The organism is Burkholderia sp. AU19243 (assembly GCF_018148075.1).
Lineage (GTDB): Bacteria > Pseudomonadota > Gammaproteobacteria > Burkholderiales > Burkholderiaceae > Burkholderia > Burkholderia latens_A.
This window is the reverse complement of sequence record NZ_JAGSTV010000006.1, coordinates 246,871-267,330: the sequence shown is the minus strand read 5'-3', so window position 1 is coordinate 267,330 and position 20,460 is coordinate 246,871. Positions and strand designations below refer to the sequence as shown.

22 protein-coding genes and 1 tRNA gene are annotated in these 20,460 nt (G+C 66.8%); 15 read left to right on the top strand and 8 right to left on the bottom strand.

The features are described 5' to 3' along the window. Window positions 1–20: 20 nt before the first annotated feature. On the bottom strand, window positions 21–1,298 hold the full coding sequence (locus KDW55_RS14345; protein WP_040140641.1) for a haloacid dehalogenase-like hydrolase: 1,278 nt from the start codon (window positions 1,296–1,298) through the stop codon (window positions 21–23). 488 nt (window positions 1,299–1,786) lie between these two features. Between KDW55_RS14345 and KDW55_RS14340 the strand changes: the two genes are divergently transcribed. From KDW55_RS14340 to KDW55_RS14320, 5 genes are all read left to right on the top strand, one after another. Then, window positions 1,787–2,686 (top strand): M24 family metallopeptidase, encoded by a 900-nt coding sequence (locus KDW55_RS14340; protein WP_212197976.1) that lies wholly within the window; start codon window positions 1,787–1,789, stop codon window positions 2,684–2,686. 47 nt (window positions 2,687–2,733) lie between these two features. Continuing rightward, window positions 2,734–4,521, top strand: coding sequence for an SDR family oxidoreductase (locus tag KDW55_RS14335; RefSeq protein WP_212160359.1), 1,788 nt, complete (start codon window positions 2,734–2,736; stop codon window positions 4,519–4,521). A gap of 34 nt (window positions 4,522–4,555) precedes the next feature. After that, window positions 4,556–5,461, top strand: coding sequence for a metal-dependent hydrolase (locus KDW55_RS14330; RefSeq protein ID WP_212160360.1), 906 nt, complete (start codon window positions 4,556–4,558; stop codon window positions 5,459–5,461). A gap of 91 nt (window positions 5,462–5,552) precedes the next feature. Next, window positions 5,553–5,840 (top strand): hypothetical protein, encoded by a 288-nt coding sequence (locus KDW55_RS14325; RefSeq protein ID WP_040140647.1) that lies wholly within the window; start codon window positions 5,553–5,555, stop codon window positions 5,838–5,840. Window positions 5,841–6,091: 251 nt separating this feature from the next. Next, a complete protein-coding gene (locus tag KDW55_RS14320) occupies window positions 6,092–6,475 on the top strand; it encodes a DUF2917 domain-containing protein (RefSeq protein ID WP_069243565.1) in 384 nt (127 codons plus the stop codon). Between the two features lie 173 nt (window positions 6,476–6,648). Here the strand turns inward: KDW55_RS14320 and KDW55_RS14315 are convergent, their stop codons facing one another. Next, window positions 6,649–6,930: a hypothetical protein gene (locus KDW55_RS14315; RefSeq protein ID WP_040141270.1), complete on the bottom strand. Its 282-nt coding sequence runs from the start codon at window positions 6,928–6,930 to the stop codon at window positions 6,649–6,651. A gap of 790 nt (window positions 6,931–7,720) precedes the next feature. On the opposite strand from KDW55_RS14315, the gene KDW55_RS14310 reads away from it, so the two are divergent. Continuing rightward, the gene (locus KDW55_RS14310; protein WP_040140648.1) at window positions 7,721–9,022 is read left to right on the top strand and encodes an NCS2 family permease; all 1,302 of its coding nucleotides are present in this window, start codon (window positions 7,721–7,723) and stop codon (window positions 9,020–9,022) included. A 312-nt stretch (window positions 9,023–9,334) separates the two neighbouring features. On the opposite strand, the gene KDW55_RS14305 is transcribed toward KDW55_RS14310, so the two are convergent. Both KDW55_RS14305 and KDW55_RS29430 read right to left on the bottom strand, forming a co-directional pair. Next, a complete protein-coding gene (locus KDW55_RS14305; protein WP_014898618.1) occupies window positions 9,335–9,622 on the bottom strand; it encodes a DUF1488 domain-containing protein in 288 nt (95 codons plus the stop codon). Window positions 9,623–9,866: 244 nt separating this feature from the next. Continuing rightward, a complete protein-coding gene (locus KDW55_RS29430) occupies window positions 9,867–10,142 on the bottom strand; it encodes a DUF2964 family protein (protein WP_315854907.1) in 276 nt (91 codons plus the stop codon). 123 nt (window positions 10,143–10,265) lie between these two features. Between KDW55_RS29430 and KDW55_RS29640 the strand changes: the two genes are divergently transcribed. The 8 genes from KDW55_RS29640 to KDW55_RS14265 all read left to right on the top strand — a co-directional run bounded on the left by KDW55_RS29640 (window position 10,266) and on the right by KDW55_RS14265 (window position 15,482). After that, entirely contained in the window at window positions 10,266–10,394 is a 129-nt protein-coding gene (locus KDW55_RS29640) for a hypothetical protein (RefSeq protein WP_282972513.1), read from the top strand. Between the two features lie 178 nt (window positions 10,395–10,572). Then, complete coding sequence (locus KDW55_RS14295) at window positions 10,573–12,465, top strand: sigma-54-dependent Fis family transcriptional regulator (RefSeq protein WP_212160362.1); 1,893 nt, start codon at window positions 10,573–10,575, stop codon at window positions 12,463–12,465. 107 nt (window positions 12,466–12,572) lie between these two features. Then, window positions 12,573–12,875, top strand: coding sequence for a 2Fe-2S iron-sulfur cluster-binding protein (locus KDW55_RS14290; protein ID WP_040140656.1), 303 nt, complete (start codon window positions 12,573–12,575; stop codon window positions 12,873–12,875). Between the two features lie 218 nt (window positions 12,876–13,093). Further along, window positions 13,094–13,471: a DUF2946 domain-containing protein gene (locus KDW55_RS14285; protein ID WP_040141274.1), complete on the top strand. Its 378-nt coding sequence runs from the start codon at window positions 13,094–13,096 to the stop codon at window positions 13,469–13,471. Window positions 13,472–13,693: 222 nt separating this feature from the next. After that, on the top strand, window positions 13,694–14,059 hold the full coding sequence (gene copC, locus KDW55_RS14280) for a copper homeostasis periplasmic binding protein CopC (RefSeq protein WP_040140658.1): 366 nt from the start codon (window positions 13,694–13,696) through the stop codon (window positions 14,057–14,059). A gap of 52 nt (window positions 14,060–14,111) precedes the next feature. Beyond that, window positions 14,112–14,558, top strand: a complete 447-nt coding sequence (locus KDW55_RS14275) for a copper chaperone PCu(A)C (RefSeq protein ID WP_209825406.1) — start codon at window positions 14,112–14,114, stop codon at window positions 14,556–14,558. Window positions 14,559–14,588: 30 nt separating this feature from the next. Beyond that, complete coding sequence (locus KDW55_RS14270) at window positions 14,589–14,765, top strand: hypothetical protein (RefSeq protein WP_167432681.1); 177 nt, start codon at window positions 14,589–14,591, stop codon at window positions 14,763–14,765. Window positions 14,766–14,852: 87 nt separating this feature from the next. Next, window positions 14,853–15,482, top strand: a complete 630-nt coding sequence (locus KDW55_RS14265) for a LysE family translocator (RefSeq protein ID WP_040140664.1) — start codon at window positions 14,853–14,855, stop codon at window positions 15,480–15,482. Between the two features lie 30 nt (window positions 15,483–15,512). Here KDW55_RS14265 and KDW55_RS14260 read toward each other — a convergent pair whose 3' ends face one another. Beyond that, window positions 15,513–16,838 carry a leucine-rich repeat-containing protein kinase family protein gene (locus KDW55_RS14260; protein ID WP_212160363.1) on the bottom strand — a complete coding sequence of 442 codons (1,326 nt, stop codon included), beginning with the start codon at window positions 16,836–16,838 and terminating at the stop codon, window positions 15,513–15,515. A gap of 149 nt (window positions 16,839–16,987) precedes the next feature. Between KDW55_RS14260 and KDW55_RS14255 the strand changes: the two genes are divergently transcribed. Next, window positions 16,988–17,072, top strand: a tRNA-Leu gene (locus tag KDW55_RS14255). Window positions 17,073–17,228: 156 nt separating this feature from the next. Here the strand turns inward: KDW55_RS14255 and KDW55_RS14250 are convergent. Genes KDW55_RS14250 through KDW55_RS14240 form a run of 3 tightly spaced genes read right to left on the bottom strand, consistent with a single transcriptional unit; the run spans window position 17,229 to window position 20,435 of the window. Beyond that, window positions 17,229–18,227 (bottom strand): transketolase family protein, encoded by a 999-nt coding sequence (locus tag KDW55_RS14250; RefSeq protein WP_040140670.1) that lies wholly within the window; start codon window positions 18,225–18,227, stop codon window positions 17,229–17,231. After that, window positions 18,224–19,069, bottom strand: coding sequence for a transketolase (locus KDW55_RS14245; RefSeq protein WP_040140675.1), 846 nt, complete (start codon window positions 19,067–19,069; stop codon window positions 18,224–18,226). The genes KDW55_RS14250 and KDW55_RS14245 overlap by 4 nt, the downstream gene beginning before the upstream one ends. Window positions 19,070–19,109: 40 nt before the next feature. Further along, window positions 19,110–20,435, bottom strand: coding sequence for an MFS transporter (locus tag KDW55_RS14240; RefSeq protein WP_059544458.1), 1,326 nt, complete (start codon window positions 20,433–20,435; stop codon window positions 19,110–19,112). Between the last annotated feature and the right edge of the window lie 25 nt (window positions 20,436–20,460).

Sequence of the window (20,460 nt, the reverse complement as noted above, 5' to 3'; positions counted from 1 at the left end):
CGGCCCGTGCGCCGCCCGCGTCAGGCCAGCAGCTTGCGCTCGGTCTTGCCGTACTTGATCGACTTCTCGTCCGGGATCATCAGCCCCGTGTGCTCGTCGCGGCCTTGCAGCAGGAAGCGCGCGCCCGGGTCGCCGATCTGTTCGGCCGCGAGCTTGCTATCCGCGCCGATCTCGCCTTTCTTCATCCGGTTGACGATCACGCCGGCCGCGGTGTCTTTGAAATCCCGCAGCATCCACGCGTCGCCGTCGCTGTCGCCGAACACCAGCAGCGGGCCGTAGCCCTTCTTCGATGCGAGGACGTTGCGGATTCCCACCGTCTTGCCGGGCCCCCAGTTGAAATGCCACCCGGCCGGATAGGTGCTCGTGTACTTGCCGTCCTGCATGTCGAGACGCAGGCCGATCACGTTCTCGGGCGGCACGCCGTAGCCATAGTTCGGATTGCCGGCGAATACGCGCACGACGTCGTCGAGCGATGCGGTGCTCACGTACACGTCGATGCCGTTCGCACGCAGCGTATGCATCACCGCGCGGATTTCCTCGTGAATGCGGATGCCGTGAAAATGCGTATCGGCCACGACGCCCGCCTTGCCCGGCAGCGCCTTCGGGCTTTCGTAGCGGACCTTGCGCAGCGCGTCTCCGATACCGTAGTTGTTCGACGCTTCCGCCATCGCCTGCAACTCGGCGGTCGTCATGTTCTTGTAGAAGTAGATGATCCACTTGTAGCCGACTTCGAGCGGATGCGTGTCGCAGATCGCGTCGTACATGAAGTACAGCTTCGCGCGGAAATCCTTGAACTGGTCGGTCTCGCGAATCTCGTCGAGGCTCTTGTCGCCGCCGAAGCCCTTGTAGTTCGCATGGAGCCAGCGGTAGTCGGACTCGACGTCGGCGGCCAGATCCTCCATCGTTACCGGCTTGCCGTCGACGGTCGTGTAGTCCTTCATGAACGCGCCCTTCGGCACGTCCTTCCACATCACGGCGACGAACTCGTCAGGCGTCAGCTTGTATTGCAGATGGTTGATCTGGTACATCAGCAACGCCTCCTCGCAGTCGTTCATGATGCACGTGTTGTCCCAGTCGAATACTGCGTACGGGCGGCGCTTTCCGTCGTAGCGCGCGCTCGCGACGCCATGCTGGTCGAGCACCGCTTGCAGGCGCGCGGCGTTGAACGGCGACCAGCGGCCGGGGTCGAGCGCGTCGGGCGCGGTGGCACGCTTCGCGTTGGCCGTGCCGGCCTTGAGCATCAGCGGCGTCGCGGCGCTCGCCGCGGCAAGGGTATTGATGAACTGGCGGCGTTGCATGGTCTCTCTCCGTTGAAATGCCGAATCGGCTTCGGTCGCGGCGCTGCGCGACGCGCGGGACACCGGCCCCGCGAAGCCGGGACGGCTTCGAATCGGGGGCGAATGATGTGGCGAGACTATTTCGGCAATTTGACAGCGTCGCGCGCCGACACGACCGCGAGTTGCTCCGGCGCGACATCCTGCGCCCGCGCCGAAACCTTGCGTGCTCCGCCCCGGCGGGCTCCTGCTCGACACGCGTCCGCCGATCCGGCAGCGGCCGTCCGCAAGCTAGAGCTTTCCCTCCATTTCGGCCGCTGATTAGGAAAAGTCCTCACTTCCGCGAACGTCGAACCGGCTATGATCGTTACATCATTCAATGGCACATTAAATGCTGACTGAATAGTCCGCTTTCGGATCACCGGCGGATGCGTTCGGCATCAGCGCCCCGCATCGCACGGCACGCGCAGCGCGCCGACCGGCACACGCGGGCCGACACATGGAGACGCATCATGACTGCCCACCATCCGCTGCCGGAAGTCCACCTCGACGAACTGCCGCAATTCCGCGCAGTCCAGCAGCTTGCGTACCGTTGCGTGGAAACGGTCGGCGCGATGCTCTACCCCGGCATCACCGAGAAGGAGGCCGCGCGGCTGCTGACCGAATGGCTGCAGGACAACGGCGTGCGCGACTGGCTGCACAAGCCGTTTGCGTGGTTCGGCGACCGCACCGCGTTCGACGGCTTCTCGGGCCTGAAGCATCTGGGCGGCTTCAACGTCGCGTTCTTTCCGAGCAACCGCCAGCTCGAAGCCGACATGCCGGTGATCCTCGACGTCGCGCCCGTGCTCGACGGCATCGTCGCGGACGTCGGCTACGCGCACTGTCTCGGCCACAACCCGATCCTCGCGCAGTTGCAGGACGACCTGATGGACCATCGCGACATGATCGTGCGGCTCGTGAAGGCGCGCCGTCCGATGGCGGAAGTCGCGCAGGCGGTCGACGCGCTGTGCCGCCGCCAGGGCGTCGAGCCGCGCCACAAGGCGTATCCGTTCAAGGTGCTCGCGCATCGCGTCGCGAAGATCCACAAGCTGTCGAAGCCGCGGTTCGTCGCGCGCTTCGGGCTGAACGCGACGCGCAACCTGCTGCTCGACCAGGGCCGTGCGGCGAAGCAGCAGGGCTGGTCGCCGCTGTGGTCGATCGACCGCCGCTCCGAGCACGCGCCGGTGCCCGGCCTGTGGGCCGTCGACCCGCATCTCGGCTTCGCCGGCGTCGGCGCGAAATTCGAGGAACTGCTGGTGATCACCGACGACGATGCGTACTGGCTCGACGACGACCTGCCGCACGTGCGCCGCTGGCAGCGCCGCCAGGCCGAGCGTGCGCAGGCCGCGGCGAACGCGCAGGCCGCCGCCTGACGCATTCCGCGCGCGTTCCTCCCGAATCCCTGAACGACGGACTCAAGATGCAGCCTCTTTCCGACGAAGCGCCGCTGGCCTTGTTCGAACCGGTTCACAGCGAAACGGCCGTCGCGTCCGGCGAGCTGACGCTCGCAGTGCGGACCTGGGGCGACCCTGGCCGCTCGCCGGTCGTGCTCGTGCACGGCTATCCCGACGACAGCAGCGTATGGCAGCGCGTCGCGCCGCTGCTCGCGCGCAAGCACTACGTGATCGCGTACGACGTGCGCGGCGCCGGCCTGTCCGGCGCGCCGAAGCGCACGGCCGACTATCACCTCGCGAAGCTGACCGACGATTTCATCGCGGTGATCGACACGCTCTGCCCCGCGCGCGCGGTGCACCTGATCGCGCACGACTGGGGCTCGATCCAGAGCTGGGAATTCGTCACCGATCCGAGGCTCGCCGGCCGCATCGCGTCGTATACGTCGTGCTCCGGACCATGCCTCGATCACGTCGGTTTCTGGCTGCGCGAACGCGTACTGCATCCGACGCCCGCGTCGCTCGCGAAGCTCGGCGGCCAGCTCGTGCGCTCGTGGTACGTGTACCTGTTTCACCTGCCGTTCGTTCCCGAGCTGGGCTGGCGGCTGTGGCTCGGCCGCGCGTGGCCGCGCCTGCTGCGCCGGATCGAAAAGACGCCCGCCACGCCGCGCGCGACGCAGGCCGACGACGGCGCACGCGGCGTGCGCCTCTATCGCGCGAACTTCGTGCGCTGCCTGTTCGCGCCGCGCGAGCGGTATGCACACGCACCGGTGCAGACCATCGTGCCGCTCGGCGACAGGTACGTGAGCCCCGCGCTGTCGGAAAACCTGTCGCGCTGGGTGCCGCAGTACTACCGCCGCGAAGTCGCGGCCGGCCACTGGCTGCCGCTCGCCGATCCCGCGCGCTTCGCGAGCCTCGCCGGCGAGTTGATCGATGCAGTCGAGTCGGGCAAGGAACCGCCGGCGCTCGCGAACGCACGCCGCCGCGCGACCAGCGGCCGCTTCGGCGGCAAGGTCGCGGTCGTCACCGGCGCGGGCAGCGGCATCGGCCGCTGCGCGGCGCTCGCGTTCGCACGCGAAGGCGCAACGGTGGTCGCTTGCGACATCGATCTAGCGAGCGCGGAGCGCACCGCGCTGCTGGTCGGACTGACCGGCGCGACCGCGCATGCGAAGCGCGTGGACGTCGGCTGCGCCGACGACATGGAAGCGCTCGCCGCATGGGTCGGCAGCGAGCTCGGCGGCGCGGACGTCGTGATCAACAACGCGGGCATCGGCATGGCAGGCGGCATCCTGGACACGAGCGAGCAGCACTGGCAGCGCATTCTGCACGTGAACCTGTGGGGCGTAATCCATGGCTCACGGCTGTTCGCGCAGCAGATGGCCGCGCGCGGCGCCGGCGGCCACATCGTGAACACCGCGTCGGCGGCCGCGTTCGGGCCGTCGCGCGACCTGCCCGCGTACGCGACGACGAAGGCCGCCGTGCTGATGCTCAGCGAATGCATGCGCGCGGAACTCGCGGACAAAGGCATCGGTGTGACGGCCGTGTGCCCCGGCTTCGCGGAAACCGGAATCATGGCGTCGACGCAGTACGAGGGCGCCAGCGCGCAGGACGAAGCGCGGTTGCGCAAGCGCGCGACGAAGCTGTACCAGCTGCGCGGCCTGAAACCGGAGACCGTCGCGCAGGCGATGGTCGACGGCGTGCTGCGCAACCGGCCGGTCGTCGCGGTGGGCACCGAAGCACACGCACTGCGCTTCGTCGGCCGTTTCATGCCGTTGCTCGGCCGGATGATCGCCCGCGTCAGCATGGCGTCGCATTGACGGCGCACGCCGCCGCAGAGGACAGGAGACACAGATGACCGAATCCGCCGACTATCACAGGATCAAGGCCCGGCACGTGAAGTTCGACTTCAGCGACACACCGATCACGTGGGTGCCAAACGATCCGGGCAGCACGCACATCATCAACACGCTGAACCTGCTGTTTCCGGAAGGCGAACTGTGGTTTTGCCGTGTGTACAACAAGGCGCTGCCGCACATCGCCGACGCGCGTCTGCGCGACGAAGCCGAAGGCTTCCTGCGCCAGGAAGCCGTGCATTCGCGCTCGCACGGCGGCGTGCTCAAGCACTACTACGACCGGCACGGGATCGACACGAAACCGTTCACGCAGAAGCTGAACTGGCTGTTCACGCGCGTGCTCGGCGAAGCGCCGTTCGGTCTGAAGATCGGTCACACGCGCTTCTGGCTGCGTCAGCAGCTTGCGGTGATCGCGTCGCTCGAGCACTTCTTCGGCTATCTCGGCAACTGGGTGCTCAATGCGCACGGGCTCGACGAAGGCCGCGCCGACCCGACGATGGTCGACCTGTTGCGCTGGCACGGCGCGGAGGAAGTCGAGCACCGCACCGTCGCGTTCGACATCTACAACCACATGGGCGGCAAGTACGTCGAACGTTGCGTGCATATGGCGTTCGTGATCGTGCTGCTGCTCTATTTCATCACCGGCGGCGCGCGCTTCATGTACCGGCGCGATCCGGCCGCCGGCCGCTACCCGGGTTTCGTGCTCTCCTGGTGGAAGGGATCGCGGCGCGGCCACCTGCCGTCGTTCTGGAAGGTGATCGGCGCGGCGCTGCGTTATTTCAAGCCGGGCTATACGCCGCATCACGAAGGCTCGACCGAACAGGCGCTCGCGTATCTGGCGCGCTCGCCGGCCGCGCAGGCGGCCGCGCACGGCGGCAACTGGGGCACGACGAAAGGCGCGTGACCCCGTCCGCCGGCGCGTTTGTAACAGCGCTCGGCGGGACGCGTCCGCCGAAATGCGTACAATCGCGGCTTCATTTCCCGGAGGTGCCGCGATGGCCATGAAGAAAACCGATCTAGAAAAGAACAAGGCGCTCAAGCTGACGCACGCGATGAAGCAGTCGAGCTCCTCGCGCTTCGGCAAGGGCGCCGAGGAAGCGGCGAAGCTCGATCGCCGCGCGCAGCGCAAGCTCGACCAGGAACAGGGCCTCGTGCCGTTCGCGTGCAAGCTCAACGCCGAACTCGTCGAACAGCTGAAGGCGCGTGCCGCCACGCACCCGAACGGGATGACGGGCCTGCTGTCCGAACTGCTCGTGAACGGCCTCGCGCAGCGCGATGCGTAAGCGCCACGTATCTCGAAAATAGTCGTTGACAACGCCACACGACATCGACAAACTCGTTCGCATGCCTACGTTCAAGCTCATCGCCATCGCGAATCATTGCTCGCTGAACATTCGAAAGAATGGATCACGGGAGGCGCTTGTGCGTTAGCATCCGAGCAGTACCGCATGTCACACAAGGCCTCACCGGAAACGGATGAGGCCTTTTTGTTCTGGTGCGCGTCATCCGTCCGGCTCAACGAATGGAGAAGACGATGGACCAGGCAAGCCCGTTGTTCGACCGTCCCGATGCGCGCCGCGCCGGCGCGATGCCCACGATCGCATTACCGACCGTCGTGATTCGTTTCGCGGTTGCGCCGCGCACGACGCTGACCTGGCGTGCGCCGAGCGATGCGGAGATCCGCGCGCACGGCGCGCCGCTGTGGATCACGCGTCCGCCGAGCGTCGACGACTACTGGATCCAGCCCGGCGACGTGCTGCGCATCGCGCGCGGCGATCGCATCTGGCTTGGCACCGATGACGACCGGTCAGCCGAAGCGTCGATCACGACCGCGTACGTGCGGCGCGGCGAACGGCTCAGACGCACGCTCGCACAAGTGCAACGTTTGCTTGTCGGTCGATGGCGGAGAACGGATTGACGCTGCACGGCGTCGGCGCGCGCCGGAACACCGGAACGCGTGGAATCAGCGCAGCCGGAAATGGACGCACCTGCGGCGCCGCGCGCCGCAGGTGCGTGTCGAATGGCGCGGCACGCCGGTGCGTGCCGCGCGCGATCGCGCGCCGTGCGCAGCTTTCACAAACAGCGTGTGCATCAGGTGCTGGCGGCGGCGAGACGCGGGCCCGTGCTGCGAGGCGTGGAATCGAGGTCGGGGCGTTGCGCCGCCTGCGAGGTCACCCACGGGTCGATGCCTTGCTTCTGCACCTCCTCGAGAAATGACACTCGGGTACGCCAGTAATCCGCTTGTAATTTCGCATCGATGACGCGCTGTTCGGCTGCGAACAATTCCATGCGCGCCGTCACGAGCATCGACGCAGCGGTTTTTTCCGGCGTGGGGGCGTGTCGCATCGCCCAGCGGCTGATCCAGTTCAACATGCTGACCTCCGTGATTACGGACGAACCCGCGTCGGGCAATCGCAACCGGTCGCGCCCTGCCCGAATGCGCCGCGACCGTCACCGCACTTCACCGCCTGGCCTGCACGGACTGCGACTCCCCCGCGTCGGCAGCAATCGGCCGGCGTGTGTGCGCGGTGTATCTATCCTAGAAACACTTGCCGGTTTACGCGATGACGTCTTGCAATCTTTTACACAGAAACCACAGTCGGGACCGCCTCGCAAAATGATGGTTGCGCACGCGACGGCTTCGGAGCAGGATAGCCCGATATCTGGAATTGCCGGGACCGACGAATGCCTGCCGCACGCACCCCCGCGGTGCGGAGCGTTTGCGCGCCGCCGCTTGCGCACGCATGTGCATCCGGCGCTGAGTCCGCTCTCATCCCGCATCCGCCAGCGTGAGGATGCTCGCCGCCGGGCGCATGTCTTCGCGTGGCGGCTTCATGCGCGGCATCCGCGCTGCGGTTGCGCCCGCATCGGCCCGCAGCGCCCGCGCGTCGAAACGTTTCCACCGTCGCTCCCGTCGTTCCCGCCAGCCCGCTTCTCCGAACCGGTAAAATGCGCGCCTTCGTCGCGCGGCAGGCCTGTCCGACCGTTCGCGCGAACGCGCGATCGAGCCCCGCGACTATATCGTCGGAGCTATCCGCGCTATTACAATCCGCCGATAGCGTGCCAATAGTGGCTGGTTACAGTACGCCGGCCCCGCGCTGCCGTCACAACAATTCGGCCCAAACAACAAGCAACACGACATCCCGACCGGAGAAACGCTTTCATGGAATCCATCAAGCGGTATTTCGGCTTCGCTGAAGCCGGCACCGACTTCCGCACCGAAATACTCGCGGGCGTCACCACGTTTCTGACGATGGCCTACATCATCTTCGTCAACCCCGCGATCCTCGGCGACGCCGGCATGCCGAAGGAATCGGTGTTCGTCGCGACGTGCCTCGTCGCCGCGCTGGCGTCGCTGATCATGGGGCTGTACGCGAACTATCCGATCGCGTGCGCGCCCGGCATGGGCCTGAACGCGTATTTCGCGTACACCGTCGTCAAGGGAATGGGCTTCACGTGGCAGGCCGCGCTCGGCGCGGTATTCATTTCCGGCTGCCTGTTCCTGCTCGTCACGTTATTCCGCGTGCGCGAGGCCATCGTCAACGGCATTCCGAAATCGCTGCGCATTTCGATCACCGCCGGCATCGGTCTGTTCCTCGGCATCATCTCGCTGAAGACGTCGGGTGTGATCGTCGGCAACCCGGCCACGCTCGTCACGCTCGGCGACCTGCACAAGCACGAGACGATCCTCGCGATCGTCGGCTTCTTCACGATCGTCACGCTCGACCATCTGCGCGTGCGCGGCGCGATCCTGATCGGCATCATCGGCGTGACGATCCTCTCATTCTTCTTTGCCGGCAACCAGTTCCACGGCGTGCTGTCCGCGCCGCCGTCGATCGACGCGACGCTGTTCAAGCTCGACATCGGCGCCGCGCTGTCGACCGGCATCATCAACGTGATCCTCGTGTTCTTCCTCGTCGAGCTGTTCGATGCGACCGGCACGCTGATGGGCGTCGCGAACCGCGCGGGCCTGCTCGTCGAAGGCAAGATGCACCGCCTGAACAAGGCGCTGCTCGCGGACAGCACCGCGATCGTCGCGGGCTCGGTGCTCGGCACGTCGTCGACCACCGCGTATATCGAAAGCGCGTCCGGCGTGCAGGCCGGCGGCCGCACGGGCATGACGGCGGTCACCGTCGCGGTGCTGTTCCTCGCGTGCCTGTTCATCGCGCCGCTCGCCGGCGTCGTGCCGGCATATGCGACGGCGCCGGCGCTGCTGTACGTGTCGTGCCTGATGCTGCGCGAGATGGTCGAAGTGCCGTGGGACGATGCCACCGAAGCCGTGCCGGCTGCGCTGACCGCGCTGCTGATGCCTTTCACATATTCGATCGCGAACGGCGTCGCGTTCGGCTTCATCGCGTACGGCGGCCTGAAGCTGCTCACGGGCCAGGGCCGCACGGTCAAGCCGATCGTATGGATCATCGCGGCCGTGTTCCTGTTCCGCTTCTTCTATCTCGGCAGCGAGTGACGCACGCGCATCCGCGCGCCGCACGATGAAACAACGCCACCTGCGGGTGGCGTTGTCGTTTGCGCCCGCGCGTCGCGCTCGATGCGCGGATCGTCTTGACGGGAAATGATGCGGGATCCGAATCAAATCGACCGCGTTGCCGGAAGCGTGCCGATTCGAGTGGTCATCGCAACGATTGGGTGACGCCGGTGGCGAACGAACTGGCGACCGACGGGCGCGGACAACGCGTATCCGCCGCTCGCTGCATAGGCGTGCCGATACGACACGGGCGCCGGTATTCGGCGCCCGCTCGGTCGCTGCCGGTTGTCCGGTTCAGCGCCAGTTCGCCTCGTAGAAGCGCACGTAGCCGCTGCGCAGCGTCACGCATTGCGCGCGCGTCTCGGACAACAGCCGCCGCGCGGCCGCCTCGATGCGCTCGCGGTGCTGATCGTACGCACCGACCATGTCCTCGAAGCGCGGCGATGCCGCACCGAAATGGTCCTCCAGCGCCTCGGCGGTGATCTGACATTGGACGCGCTCGCCATTGACCAGCGCCGTGAACCCTAGCATCAGGTCGCGCCCCGAATATTCGGGCTTCTCATTCGTGAAATGAATCTGCATGGGAGCCGCCTATCGTCCGGTAGAAAGCAAATGACCGCGTCCGTCGTCCGCCACCGGCCGGACGAAAATGTACGCGGGCTCGCCGGCGGACGCACCGTCCGCGGGGCTATGGCGCGGACAATGCATGCCGGTTGCCTTCCACTTTAGACGGTTTCGTGCAGGAGGCAAATTTTGGAATGTGCGTCGCTCCGACGCGCATTTTCATCAGACCAGCGCGATATCCGGCACCGTTTTCCGGGCTGCGTCAGTGGGGATCGGTCGGCCAGATGTTCAGCGCGATCGCGGCGGTTGTCGCGCCTACCGCGATTGCGGCCGCTCCATATTGCACCGCGTTGGTCAGATCGAACAGCAGACCGTGGATCGCCACGGCGATGCCGCCCAGCATGATGAAGGTGGCGATGGCCGCCAGCACGACTCTCAGTTCCGTCCGAACCATGATGCTTCTCCCGAACGGATGCATGTCGCGTCGCATGCATGTTGCAATGCGGAACACGGCGCGTGCGTGCTCCGTTTCCATCATTGCAGGCGGGCGCTCGAAAGCAAGGGGTTTTTGTACGCGGTCGCGCAACGCGCGCGTCGCTTGTATGATGAGGCGATATTCAAGGCGGCGGATGGTGCGGCGCAAAGCATCGGCAGGCAGTGGATGCGAAGCGTCGGGTCCGGGCAGGCGCTGAACGGCCGGCTGGCGCGGACCGCGAAGCGCGGGATTCCGGCAAGCGAGGAAGCGCAGACCGGCACCGACCGCGAAGCATGGGGCCTCGGTAAGCGCTGAAGCGCCGACCGGCATCGACCGCGAAGCATGGGGCCTCAGCAAGCGCTGAAGCGCTAACTGGGGCCGACCGCGAAGCATGGGGCCCCAGTAAGCGCTGAAGCGCTAACTGGGGCCGACCGCGAAGCATGGGGCCCCAGTAAGCGCTGAAGCGCTAACTGGGGCCGACAGGAGACAAGACATGCCTCAATCTTTCGTGCTGCCCGCCACCACGGGCCGCACCGACCTGCTCGCGCAGGCGCATGCCCGTTCGACCGCGGTCGGCCTGCGCGCAAACGAGCGCCCGGACTTCTCGCCGCTGTCGCAACTCGCACTGCGCGAACTGCTCGACACAAACCACGCACTGTTCGCGCACGCCCGCCCGGTGATGGAAAACCTGCACGCGCAAATCGCCGATACGCAAAGCCTCGTGCTGCTCACCGACGCCGACGGCGTGATCCTGCACAGCATCGGGGACGCCGACTTCATCGAAAAGGCGAACCGCGTCGCGCTATGCACCGGCGTATCCTGGGCCGAACACGCACGCGGCACCAACGCAATCGGCACCGCGCTCGCATCGGGCCAGGCCGTCGCCGTGCACGCGTCCGAACACTTCCTGCGCGCGAATCACATCCTCACCTGCTCGTGCGCGCCGATCGTCGATCCGTTCGGCCGCACGCTCGGCACGCTCGACGTAAGCGGCGACCCGCGCGGCTTCAGCCCGCATACGCTCGCGCTCGTGCGGATGTCCGCTCAGCTGATCGAGAACCATCTGTTCGCAAACCAGTGCGCAGAAGCGCTGCGACTGCGCTTTCACGCGCACGAGGACTGCGTCGACTCGCTGTTCGCCGGCCTCGTCGCCTTCGGGCCCGACGGCGGCCTCATCGCCGCGAACCGCAGCGCGCAATTCCAGCTCGGCGCGACCTTCGATGCATTGCAGCATCGCAGCTGCGATGCGCTGTTCGGCATGCACTTCGGCGAACTCGCGCACCACGCGGCGCGCGCGCCCGGCGCGCCGTTCCGGCTCACGCTGTCCACCGGCGTGCGCGTGCTCGCGCGCTGCGAATTCGCGGAAGCGCACAAGACGGCCGTCGCCGTCGCGCCACCCGCCCCCGCTGCGGTGCGCACGCGCGCGCCGCATCCCGACGCGATCACGTTCGCGACGCTCGATACCGGCGACACGCGGATGGCCGCCGTGCTCGAACGTGTCGCGAAGATCCGCGGGCGCGACCTGCCGCTGTTGATCCTCGGGCAGACCGGTACCGGCAAGGAGTGGCTCGCGCGTGCGCTGCACCAGGCGTCGCCGCGCGCGGACGGCCCGTTCGTCGCGGTCAACTGCGCGGCGCTGCCGGATTCGCTGATCGAAGCCGAACTGTTCGGCTACGAAGACGGCGCATTCACCGGCGCGCGCAAGCGAGGCAGCCCCGGCAAGATCGCGCAGGCAGACGGCGGCACGCTGTTTCTCGACGAGATCGGCGACATGCCGCTCGCCCAGCAGGTCCGGCTGATGCGCGTACTGCAGGAACGTGCGGTGATGCCGCTCGGCAGCGCACGCGCGGTGCCCGTCGACGTGCGGGTGGTGTGCGCGACACACCGCGACCTGCGTGCGATGATCGCCGAAGGTACGTTCCGCGAAGACCTGTTCTACCGGATCAACGGGCTCGCGGTCACGCTGCCGGCGCTCGCCGCGCGCACCGATCTGCCGGTGCTGGTCGAGCGGATTCTCGCGCGACTCGCACGCAGCGAGCCGATGCCGACGCGTGTCGCGGCCGACGTGCTCGCCGCATTCAGGCGGCACCGCTGGCCCGGCAACCTGCGTCAAATGACCAACGTGCTGCGCACGGCCGGCATGCTCGCCGAGGACGAAGCCGAAATCACGCTTGCGCACCTGCCGGACGATTTCTGGCTCGACTGCGACGACGCACCCGCGCCGAACGCCGCGCCGGCCGGCACGCGCGAAGCGACGACGCTGCAGAGCCACCAGGCCGCGGTGATCGACGCGGTGCTCGCACGGCACGGCGGCAACGTGTCGGCCGCCGCACGCGAGCTCGGCCTCGCGCGCAATACCGTGTACCGCTACCTGCGCCGACATTGACGCGCCGCGCCGGCTGCCCCGCGGGCGCCGGCCGCGCGCCGCTTCGGGTATGCTTGGCAGCTGCGTTACCCTGCAACGTCGGCACACAACGCTGCCCGCTTCGCCCCATGACCGATCCCGACCACTCGCCCGTCGTACGCATCGAGCCGCTCGGCGCAACGTTCGACGCGCCCGATTCGTTGACGCTGCTCGAGGCCGCCGCATTCGCACACGTCCGGCTGCCGCGCTCGTGCCGCAACGGCACGTGCCGCAGTTGCCTGTGCCGGATCGTCAGCGGCAGCGTACGCTACACGATCGAATGGCCCGGCCTGAGCCGCGACGAAAAGGCCGACGGCTATACGCTGCCGTGCGTGGCCGTCGCGACATCGGATGTCGTGCTCGACGTGCCCGACGCGGTGATGATCGACTGAATGCGGTACGCGTGCGCGCATCGCTCCGCAGCGGTGAACGATCGGGGCCGGGCCGCGCACATGACGCCGATCGCGAAGCGCCCGGCGACGCACGCGTCAGCGCGCCGCGCCGAGCGGGCGCCCCGGCGACATTCACGGTATTCGCTTGCTCGCATGCCCGCGCGGCGCCCGCGTGGCATAATCCGCTCCATCGCCATCCATACGCCGCCGCACATCGCATGCTGAGTCGTCGTCTCCGGAAGATCGTCGGTCTGATCGGGATGCTCGCCATCCTGATGACGACGCTCGCACCGACGATCTCGCAAGCGCTGACGACGCAAGGCCGCGTCGACGCGCTGCTCGCCGGTTACTGCACGGCCAGCGCGACGGATGCCGACCACGTCGGCGACGCGTCTTCGAAGAGCCTGCACGCGCATCTGCAGGCTTGCGGCTACTGCAGCCTGCTCGCGCACACACCGGCGCTGCCCGCGCCCGAACTAACGTTCGCGGCCAACATCCACCCTCTCCAACATCGCGAAGCGACGCGCTTCGAAAGCCTGCGGCGCACGCTGCCGCTCACGGCCGCGCAGCCGCGCGCGCCGCCGCTCGCATCCTGATTCGTCGCCACAACGCGTGATGCCATAGCGCATCGCGTCGCCCGCACGCGCATACGCGTGCCCGTGTGTGACGTTTCGCAGGACCTCCGTGTTCGACCGTATCGCTCGCGGCATCGTGCCGTGCACGCGCTCGCCCGGTTACGGCGATCACGTGTGCGAATGCATACAGCGACATGTCGAACGCATCGTCTTCCTCATTATCTTCAACTGGATTACCCGAATATGAAAACCACTGCCATCGTTCGCGGCGCACTCGTTGCGCTCGGCTTCGTCATCGCCCAGGCTGCTCACGCGCATGCGCATCCGAAAACCCTCGAGCCCGCGGCCGACGCGATGCTGTCGAGCGCGCCGCACGCGGTCACGATCGACTTCAGCGAAACGCTCGAACCGGCCTTCAGCTCGATCGCAGTCACCGACAGCCATGGCCAGTCGGTCGCCGAAGGCAAATCGGCAGTCGACTCCGGCAATCGCAAGCGGATGCACGTCGCGCTGACCAATCTCGCCGCCGGCACGTACACGGTCGCGTGGATCGCCGTGGCGAGCGACGGCCATCGCACGCAGGGCCGCTACACGTTCACGGTGAAGTAACGCACACGATGCCCGCGCGGCGACATTCGACAACCGATAAGGAGAGCGCTCAATGAAACGTTCGATTCCGGCCAGCCTGCTGTTTGCGCTGCTGGCACTGCAGGCGCCGGCCACGTTCGCGGCGTCGGCTTTACACGCCGATGCATGCTGGATCCGCACGATGCCGGCGACGGTGCCGTCGTCCGGCTACTTCACGCTGAAGAACGACGGCGACAAGCCCGCCACGCTCACCGGCATCGACACGCCCGCGTACGGGATGGCGATGATCCACGAAACGCAGACGGCCGGCAGCACTGCCAAGATGGTTCACATCGACACGGTCGACGTGCCCGCGCACGGCTCGGTGACGTTCAAACCGAAGAGCTATCACGTGATGCTCGAGGATGCGCGCAAACCGGTCGCGCCCGGCACGACGGTGCCGCTCACGCTGCACTTCGCGGACGGCGCGACGGTGTCCGCGACCTGCGACGCGAAGGCGCCGTCGTATACCGGCCAGTAACGTCGCAACGCCAAACCGATGGAGACGAACATGAGCAACGAACGCTTGCGGCTCGCCGACCGGATCGTCCGCTACCGGACGCCGCTGAATCTCGCCGTGCTGATCGTCTGCGGGTTATGGGCCGGTTGGGTCGCGTGGATGACGCGGCCGTCCGCGATCGATTCGCCGGCGTCGATCGCCGCATACTGCCCGCGCGCCGCGCGTTGAAGGCGTGCGTCGGGGTGAATCGTGCTCGTTCGTGGCATCATGCACGGATCCACCCCGACCGCAGAACCTCCCCTTCAGGAGCGCCGTATGTCCGTTCAGACCTGGATGTTGTTTGCCGCAGCCTATCTCGCGACGACGCTGTCGCCGGGCCCGAACGTGCTGCTCGTCATCCGGAACACGGTGCGCTACGGTTCGCGCGGCACTGCCGCGACGATCGCCGGCAACCTCGTCGCGCAAGGTGTGATCGTGATGCTGGTCGCGCTCGGCGTCGGCGCGGTGCTGGCCGCGATGCCGCCGCTGTTCGTCGCGATGAAAGTCATCGGCGCCGCGTATCTGATCTTTCTGGGCATCCGGCAACTGCGCAGCGACCGCAACCGGCGCTCGCCCGACGGCAACACGGCAATCGTCGAGCCCGATCGCAGGAAGCTGTTCCGCGAAGCGCTGTTCGTGTCGGGCAGCAACCCGAAGACGATGATCTTCATGTCCGCGTTCATGCCGCAATTCATCGCGCACGATCGCCCGCTCGCGATGCAGTTCGTCGTGATGTATGCGACGATCGCGTGCACCGTTGTCGTCGTGCATAGCGTCTATTCGTTCGGCGTGCGCCGGCTGCACCGCGGCTTCGGCGTCAGCCCGTGGGTACGCACCGCCAAGCGCGCAAGCGGACTGCTGTTCGTCGGGCTCGGGATCAAGCTGCTGACCGCGCGACAGGCTTGAACGCCGGAGCCGGCGCCGCCGGTCGGGCAGTCAGTTCCTCGATGCGGCCAGCGCAGCCACGATCTGATCGAACGACGGCCGCGCATCGACGTCCTCGTTGATGCACGCAGCCGCCAGCATGTCGAGCGCATGCGTGTCGTCCGCAGCCTGCGGCTCGCATCGCGCCAGCAACTCGCCGAGCAGATAACCGAACGCCCTCACTTCGAGCCGCTGGAGCCGCGCCGCACGCACGCGATCGTTCACGTCGTAGACCGACGCCGCGCCGAAATCGCCGAGCAGCGCGCCGCCCGCACCGTCGTGCAGGATGTTGTGCGCGTACAAGTCGCCGTGCATGATGCCGCGCGCGTGCAGATGCGCGGCCACCGACGCGATGTCATGCGCGATCCGCAATGCGTGCGCCGGCGCGAATCGCGCGTCGTCCGCATACACGTCGCGCGTGCACGATGCAAAGCTTGGCGGCCCGGCGAGATTCGTCAGCGCCGGATCCACCAGTTCCATCACGAGGCCGTGCACGCCGTCCGGATGACCATGCACCTTGCCCACCACCGGAATCATGTTCGGGTGACGCGCGGCGTGCAGACACGCGGCCATTTCGCAGTCGGGCAGCCCGTCGCTCGTCACCGCGCCCTTGAACAGCTTCACCGCGACCGCCCGCGGCGCGTGTCCGCTCGCGCGCCACTGCGCACGATAGATCACGCCCGAGGCGCCTTCGCCGAGCTTCTGCTCGCATGACAGCGACGCCCAGTCGATGTCGGCAACGCCCGGCTCGGCCGACGCCGCGGCCTCAGGCGCGGCGCCGAACGGATTGCCGGCGGCCGCGAGCCACGCGAGTCGCGGCAGCCGCAACAGCCAGTCCGGCAGCGCGTCGAGACGATTCGCCGACACGCGCACCAGTTCGAGTGCGCGGCACGCGGCCATTTCGGCGGGCAGCGCACGCAGCCGGTTGCCCGCGAGCATCAGTTTCTGCAACCGCGAGCATTCGCCGATTTGTCCCGGCAGTTCGCCGATTTCGTTGTCGGTCAGGATCAGCCAGCGCAGCGCGCGCGGCAGCGATCCGCGCGGCACCGCGCGGATCCGGTTCGCCTTGAAGCCGATCATGTCGAGCTGCGCGCACGTGCCGAGCACTTCCGGCAATTCGGTGAAGCGATTGCCGGATGCGAACAGGATGCGCAGCCGCCGCAGCCGCGCGAGGTCGTCCGGCAGCGCGGACAGCGCATTGCCGGACAGGTCCAGCACTTCGAGCGTGTCGGCCAGGTCGAAGATCTCGCGCGGAAATTCGGTCAGCCCGCACGCGAGCTTGAGTTGCCGGGCGCCGGCCAGCTGGCCGGCCTGCAGTTGTTCGAGGGGGGTCGTCACGGAGAGAAAGCGGGTTCCGGTTGCGATATTCGTCGGATCGATCCGGCGAATTCTACCGGGATCGACTTCGGCTTCCTCGCAACCGTGTCCCCCCCCCTTCACAAACGCGGAATGTGACGCTAGAATTGCGGCCCTTGCAGTACCGAAGTGCCGACGTGGTGAAATTGGTAGACACGCTATCTTGAGGGGGTAGTGGCGAAAGCTGTGCGAGTTCGAGTCTCGCCGTCGGCACCAGATACGGTTTTCACCGTATTTCGGAAAGATGCAAAAAACCGCGACAGCGCAACGCTTCGCGGTTTTTTTGTTTCTGCGGGTATTGTCGTCCGACAGGATCCCGGTCGGACGCCGCCGGCACGAGCGCGAATCGGCCGCGGCACCGGCGCCGATCCATCATCCGGCCCACGACCGGATGTTCGCCCGCATCGCGCCGGCCGAGATCCCGTAGCGATCGTGCAGCGTCGGCAACGCGCCCGCGGCCAGATATGCATCGGGCAACCCGATCTGCCGGAACGGCACGGCCACGCCGACCGTCATCAGCGCGCTTGCCACCGCTTCGCCGAGGCCGCCGATCACCGTATGGTTTTCGGCGACGATCACCATGCGCCCGCTGCGTGACGCCTCGCGAACGATGGTCGCCGTGTCGAGCGGCTTGATCGTCGGCACATGCAGCACGGCCGCATCGATGCGGTCCGCCTCGAGCGCCTTCGCGACCTCGAGCGAACGCATCGTCATGATCCCGGACGAGATCAACAGCACGTCGTTACCGTCGCGCAGCAGCTTCGCCTTGCCGAGTTCGAACCGGTAATCGTATTCGTCGAGCACCGCCGGTACGTTGCCGCGCAGCAGGCGTGCATACACCGGCCCCTTGTGCGCGGCAATCGCCGGCACCATCTGTTCGATGTCCAGCGCGTCGCACGGATCGATCACGGTCATGTTCGGCATCGCGCGCATCAGCGCCAGATCCTCGGCCGCCTGGTGGCTCGGCCCGTAGCCGGTCGTGAGCCCCGGCAGCGCACATACGAGCTTGACGTCGAGATTGTCCTCGGCGATCGCCTGATGGATGAAGTCGTACGCGCGACGCGTCGCGAACACCGCATAGGTCGTGACGAACGGCTGCGCGCCTTCGTGTGCGAACCCGGCGGCCGCGCCCATCAGCAATTGCTCGGCCATGCCCATCTGGTAATAGCGCTCCGGAAATTCCTTCGCAAAGATGTGCAGGTCCGTGTACTTGCCGAGATCGGCCGTCATGCCGATCACGTTGTCGCGGGTGCGCGCGAGCTTCGCGAGCGCATGGCCAAACGGCGCGGCACGCGTCGCCTGCCCGTCGGCGGCGATGGACGCGATCATCGCAGATGTCTTCAGGCGCGGCTTGTTGTCGACGGTGCTCATGCGTGTCTCCCTGCTTCGAGTGCGTCGAGCGCGAGTTGCCACTCGTGCGCATCGACGCGAATGAAATGGCTCTTCTCGCGTGCTTCGAGGAACGGCACACCGCGCCCCATCTTCGTATCGCAGACGATGATGCGCGGCTGCGGCGCGTCATGCGCGCGAGCGTTGTCGAACGCGCGCTTCACCGCATCGATGTCGTTGCCGTCCACACGTTGCGTGTACCAGCCGAACGCACGGAGCTTGTCGACCAGCGGCTCGAACGCCATGATCTGCGTCGACGGCCCGTCGGCCTGCTGGTTGTTCACGTCGACGATCGCGATCAGGTTGTCGAGCTTCCAGTGCGCGGCGGACATCAGCCCCTCCCAGATCGCGCCTTCGTCGAGTTCGCCGTCCGAGAACAGCGTATAGACGAATGCGTCCGAGCCGTTGCGCTTGAGCCCGAGGCAGCGGCCAACGGCGATCGTCAGGCCCTGCCCGAGCGAACCGCCGGACATTTCCATCCCGGGCGTGTAGCTTGCCATCCCGGACATCGGCAAACGGCTGTCGTCGCTGCCGTAGGTCTCGAGCTCGTCGGCCGGCAGGATCCCGGCTTCGAACAGCGCGGCGTACAGCGCGATCGCATAATGGCCGTTCGACAGCAGGAAGCGGTCGCGCCCTTCCCACTCGGGATCGTCGGGGCGATAGCGCATCGCACCGAAGTACGCGACGGCCAGCACGTCGGCGATGTCGAGTGCCTGGCCGACATAGCCCTGGCCCTGCACTTCGCCCATCAGCACGGCGTTTCTGCGGATGCGGTATGCGCGCTCGGCGAGCGGGACCGCTTCATGGATGGTTTCGGTATCCATCGATAACTCCAGTATCGGGTCGAAAGGGATGCAGATCGAATCAGCGGTTCACGGATCGGGGCACGAGAAACACCAGCAGCGCACCGAACGTGATCGCAACGGAGATGAAGACGAGCCCCGCAGTGGACTTGCCGGTCAGATCGTTCAGCCAGCCGACGATCGCCGGCGAGAAGAAGCCCGCGAGGTTCGCGAAGCAATTGACCGCGGCGATGCCCGCGGCGGCCGACATCCCGCCGAGCAGCGCCGTCGGCAGCGACCAGAACTGCGACGACGACGCGAGAATGCCGGCCGACGCGATGCTCAGGCACACGATCGACGCGCCGACGCTGCCGAGCATCGGCAACGTCGCGAAGCCCGCCGCCGCGATCAGCATCGGCACTGCGAGATGGAAGCGCCGCTCGCGGCGGCGGTCGGCGCTCATGCCGATCAACGGCAGCGCGACGATCGCGCACGCATACGGAATCGCGGTGAACAGGCCAACCCACAACGGATCGGCGACGCCTGCCTTGCGAATGATCGTCGGCAGCCAGAACGTGAGCCCGTACTGCCCGAGCACGACGCAGAAATAGATCGCGGCCATCAGCCAGAGCCGGCGGTCGGCAACGAATGCGCGGATCGACAGGTGCGCAGTCGTGTGCGCGGCGTCGGCCGACACGTTGCGCGCGAGCAAGGCCTTTTCGGTATCGGTCAGCCAGGTTGCGCGGTCGATGCCGTCGTCGAGATACAGCAGGATCGCGACGCCGAGCACCAACGAAGGCAGCGCTTCGAGCAGGAACAGCCACTTCCAGCCGGCCATCGACATCGCGCCGTGCAGCGAGTGCATGATTGCGCCGGACAGCGGCCCGCCGACGATTCCCGCGAGCGGAATCGCCATGAAGAACAGCGAAAGCGCCTTCGCGCGCCGCGCCGCCGGGAACCAGTACGTCAGATACAGGATCACGCCCGGCGCGAAGCCGGCTTCGGCAACGCCGAGCAGAAACCGCAGCACGTAGAACGCGGCGGGCGACTTCACGAACACGAAGCTCGCCGAAATCACGGCCCACGTCAGCATGATGCGCGCGAGCCAGCGGCGCGCACCGACGCGATGCAGGATCAGGTTGCTCGGTACTTCGAACAGGAAGTAGCCCAGGAAGAAAATGCCTGCGCCCATGCCGTACACGGTCTCGCTGAAACGAAGGTCGTTGAGCATCTGCAGTTTCGCGAAGCCGACGTTGACGCGATCCAGATAGGCGCCGAGATAGCACAGCATCAGGAACGGGATCAGCCGGCGCGCGACCTTCGCATAGGTTGCCGCCTCGAACGTCTGCGCATCGTCCCGTTCCAGCATGTCGCGCTGAACCGGCGGTGCGGGGTACTTGGCTCTCATGTTTGTCTCCTGCCACGGCCCCGGG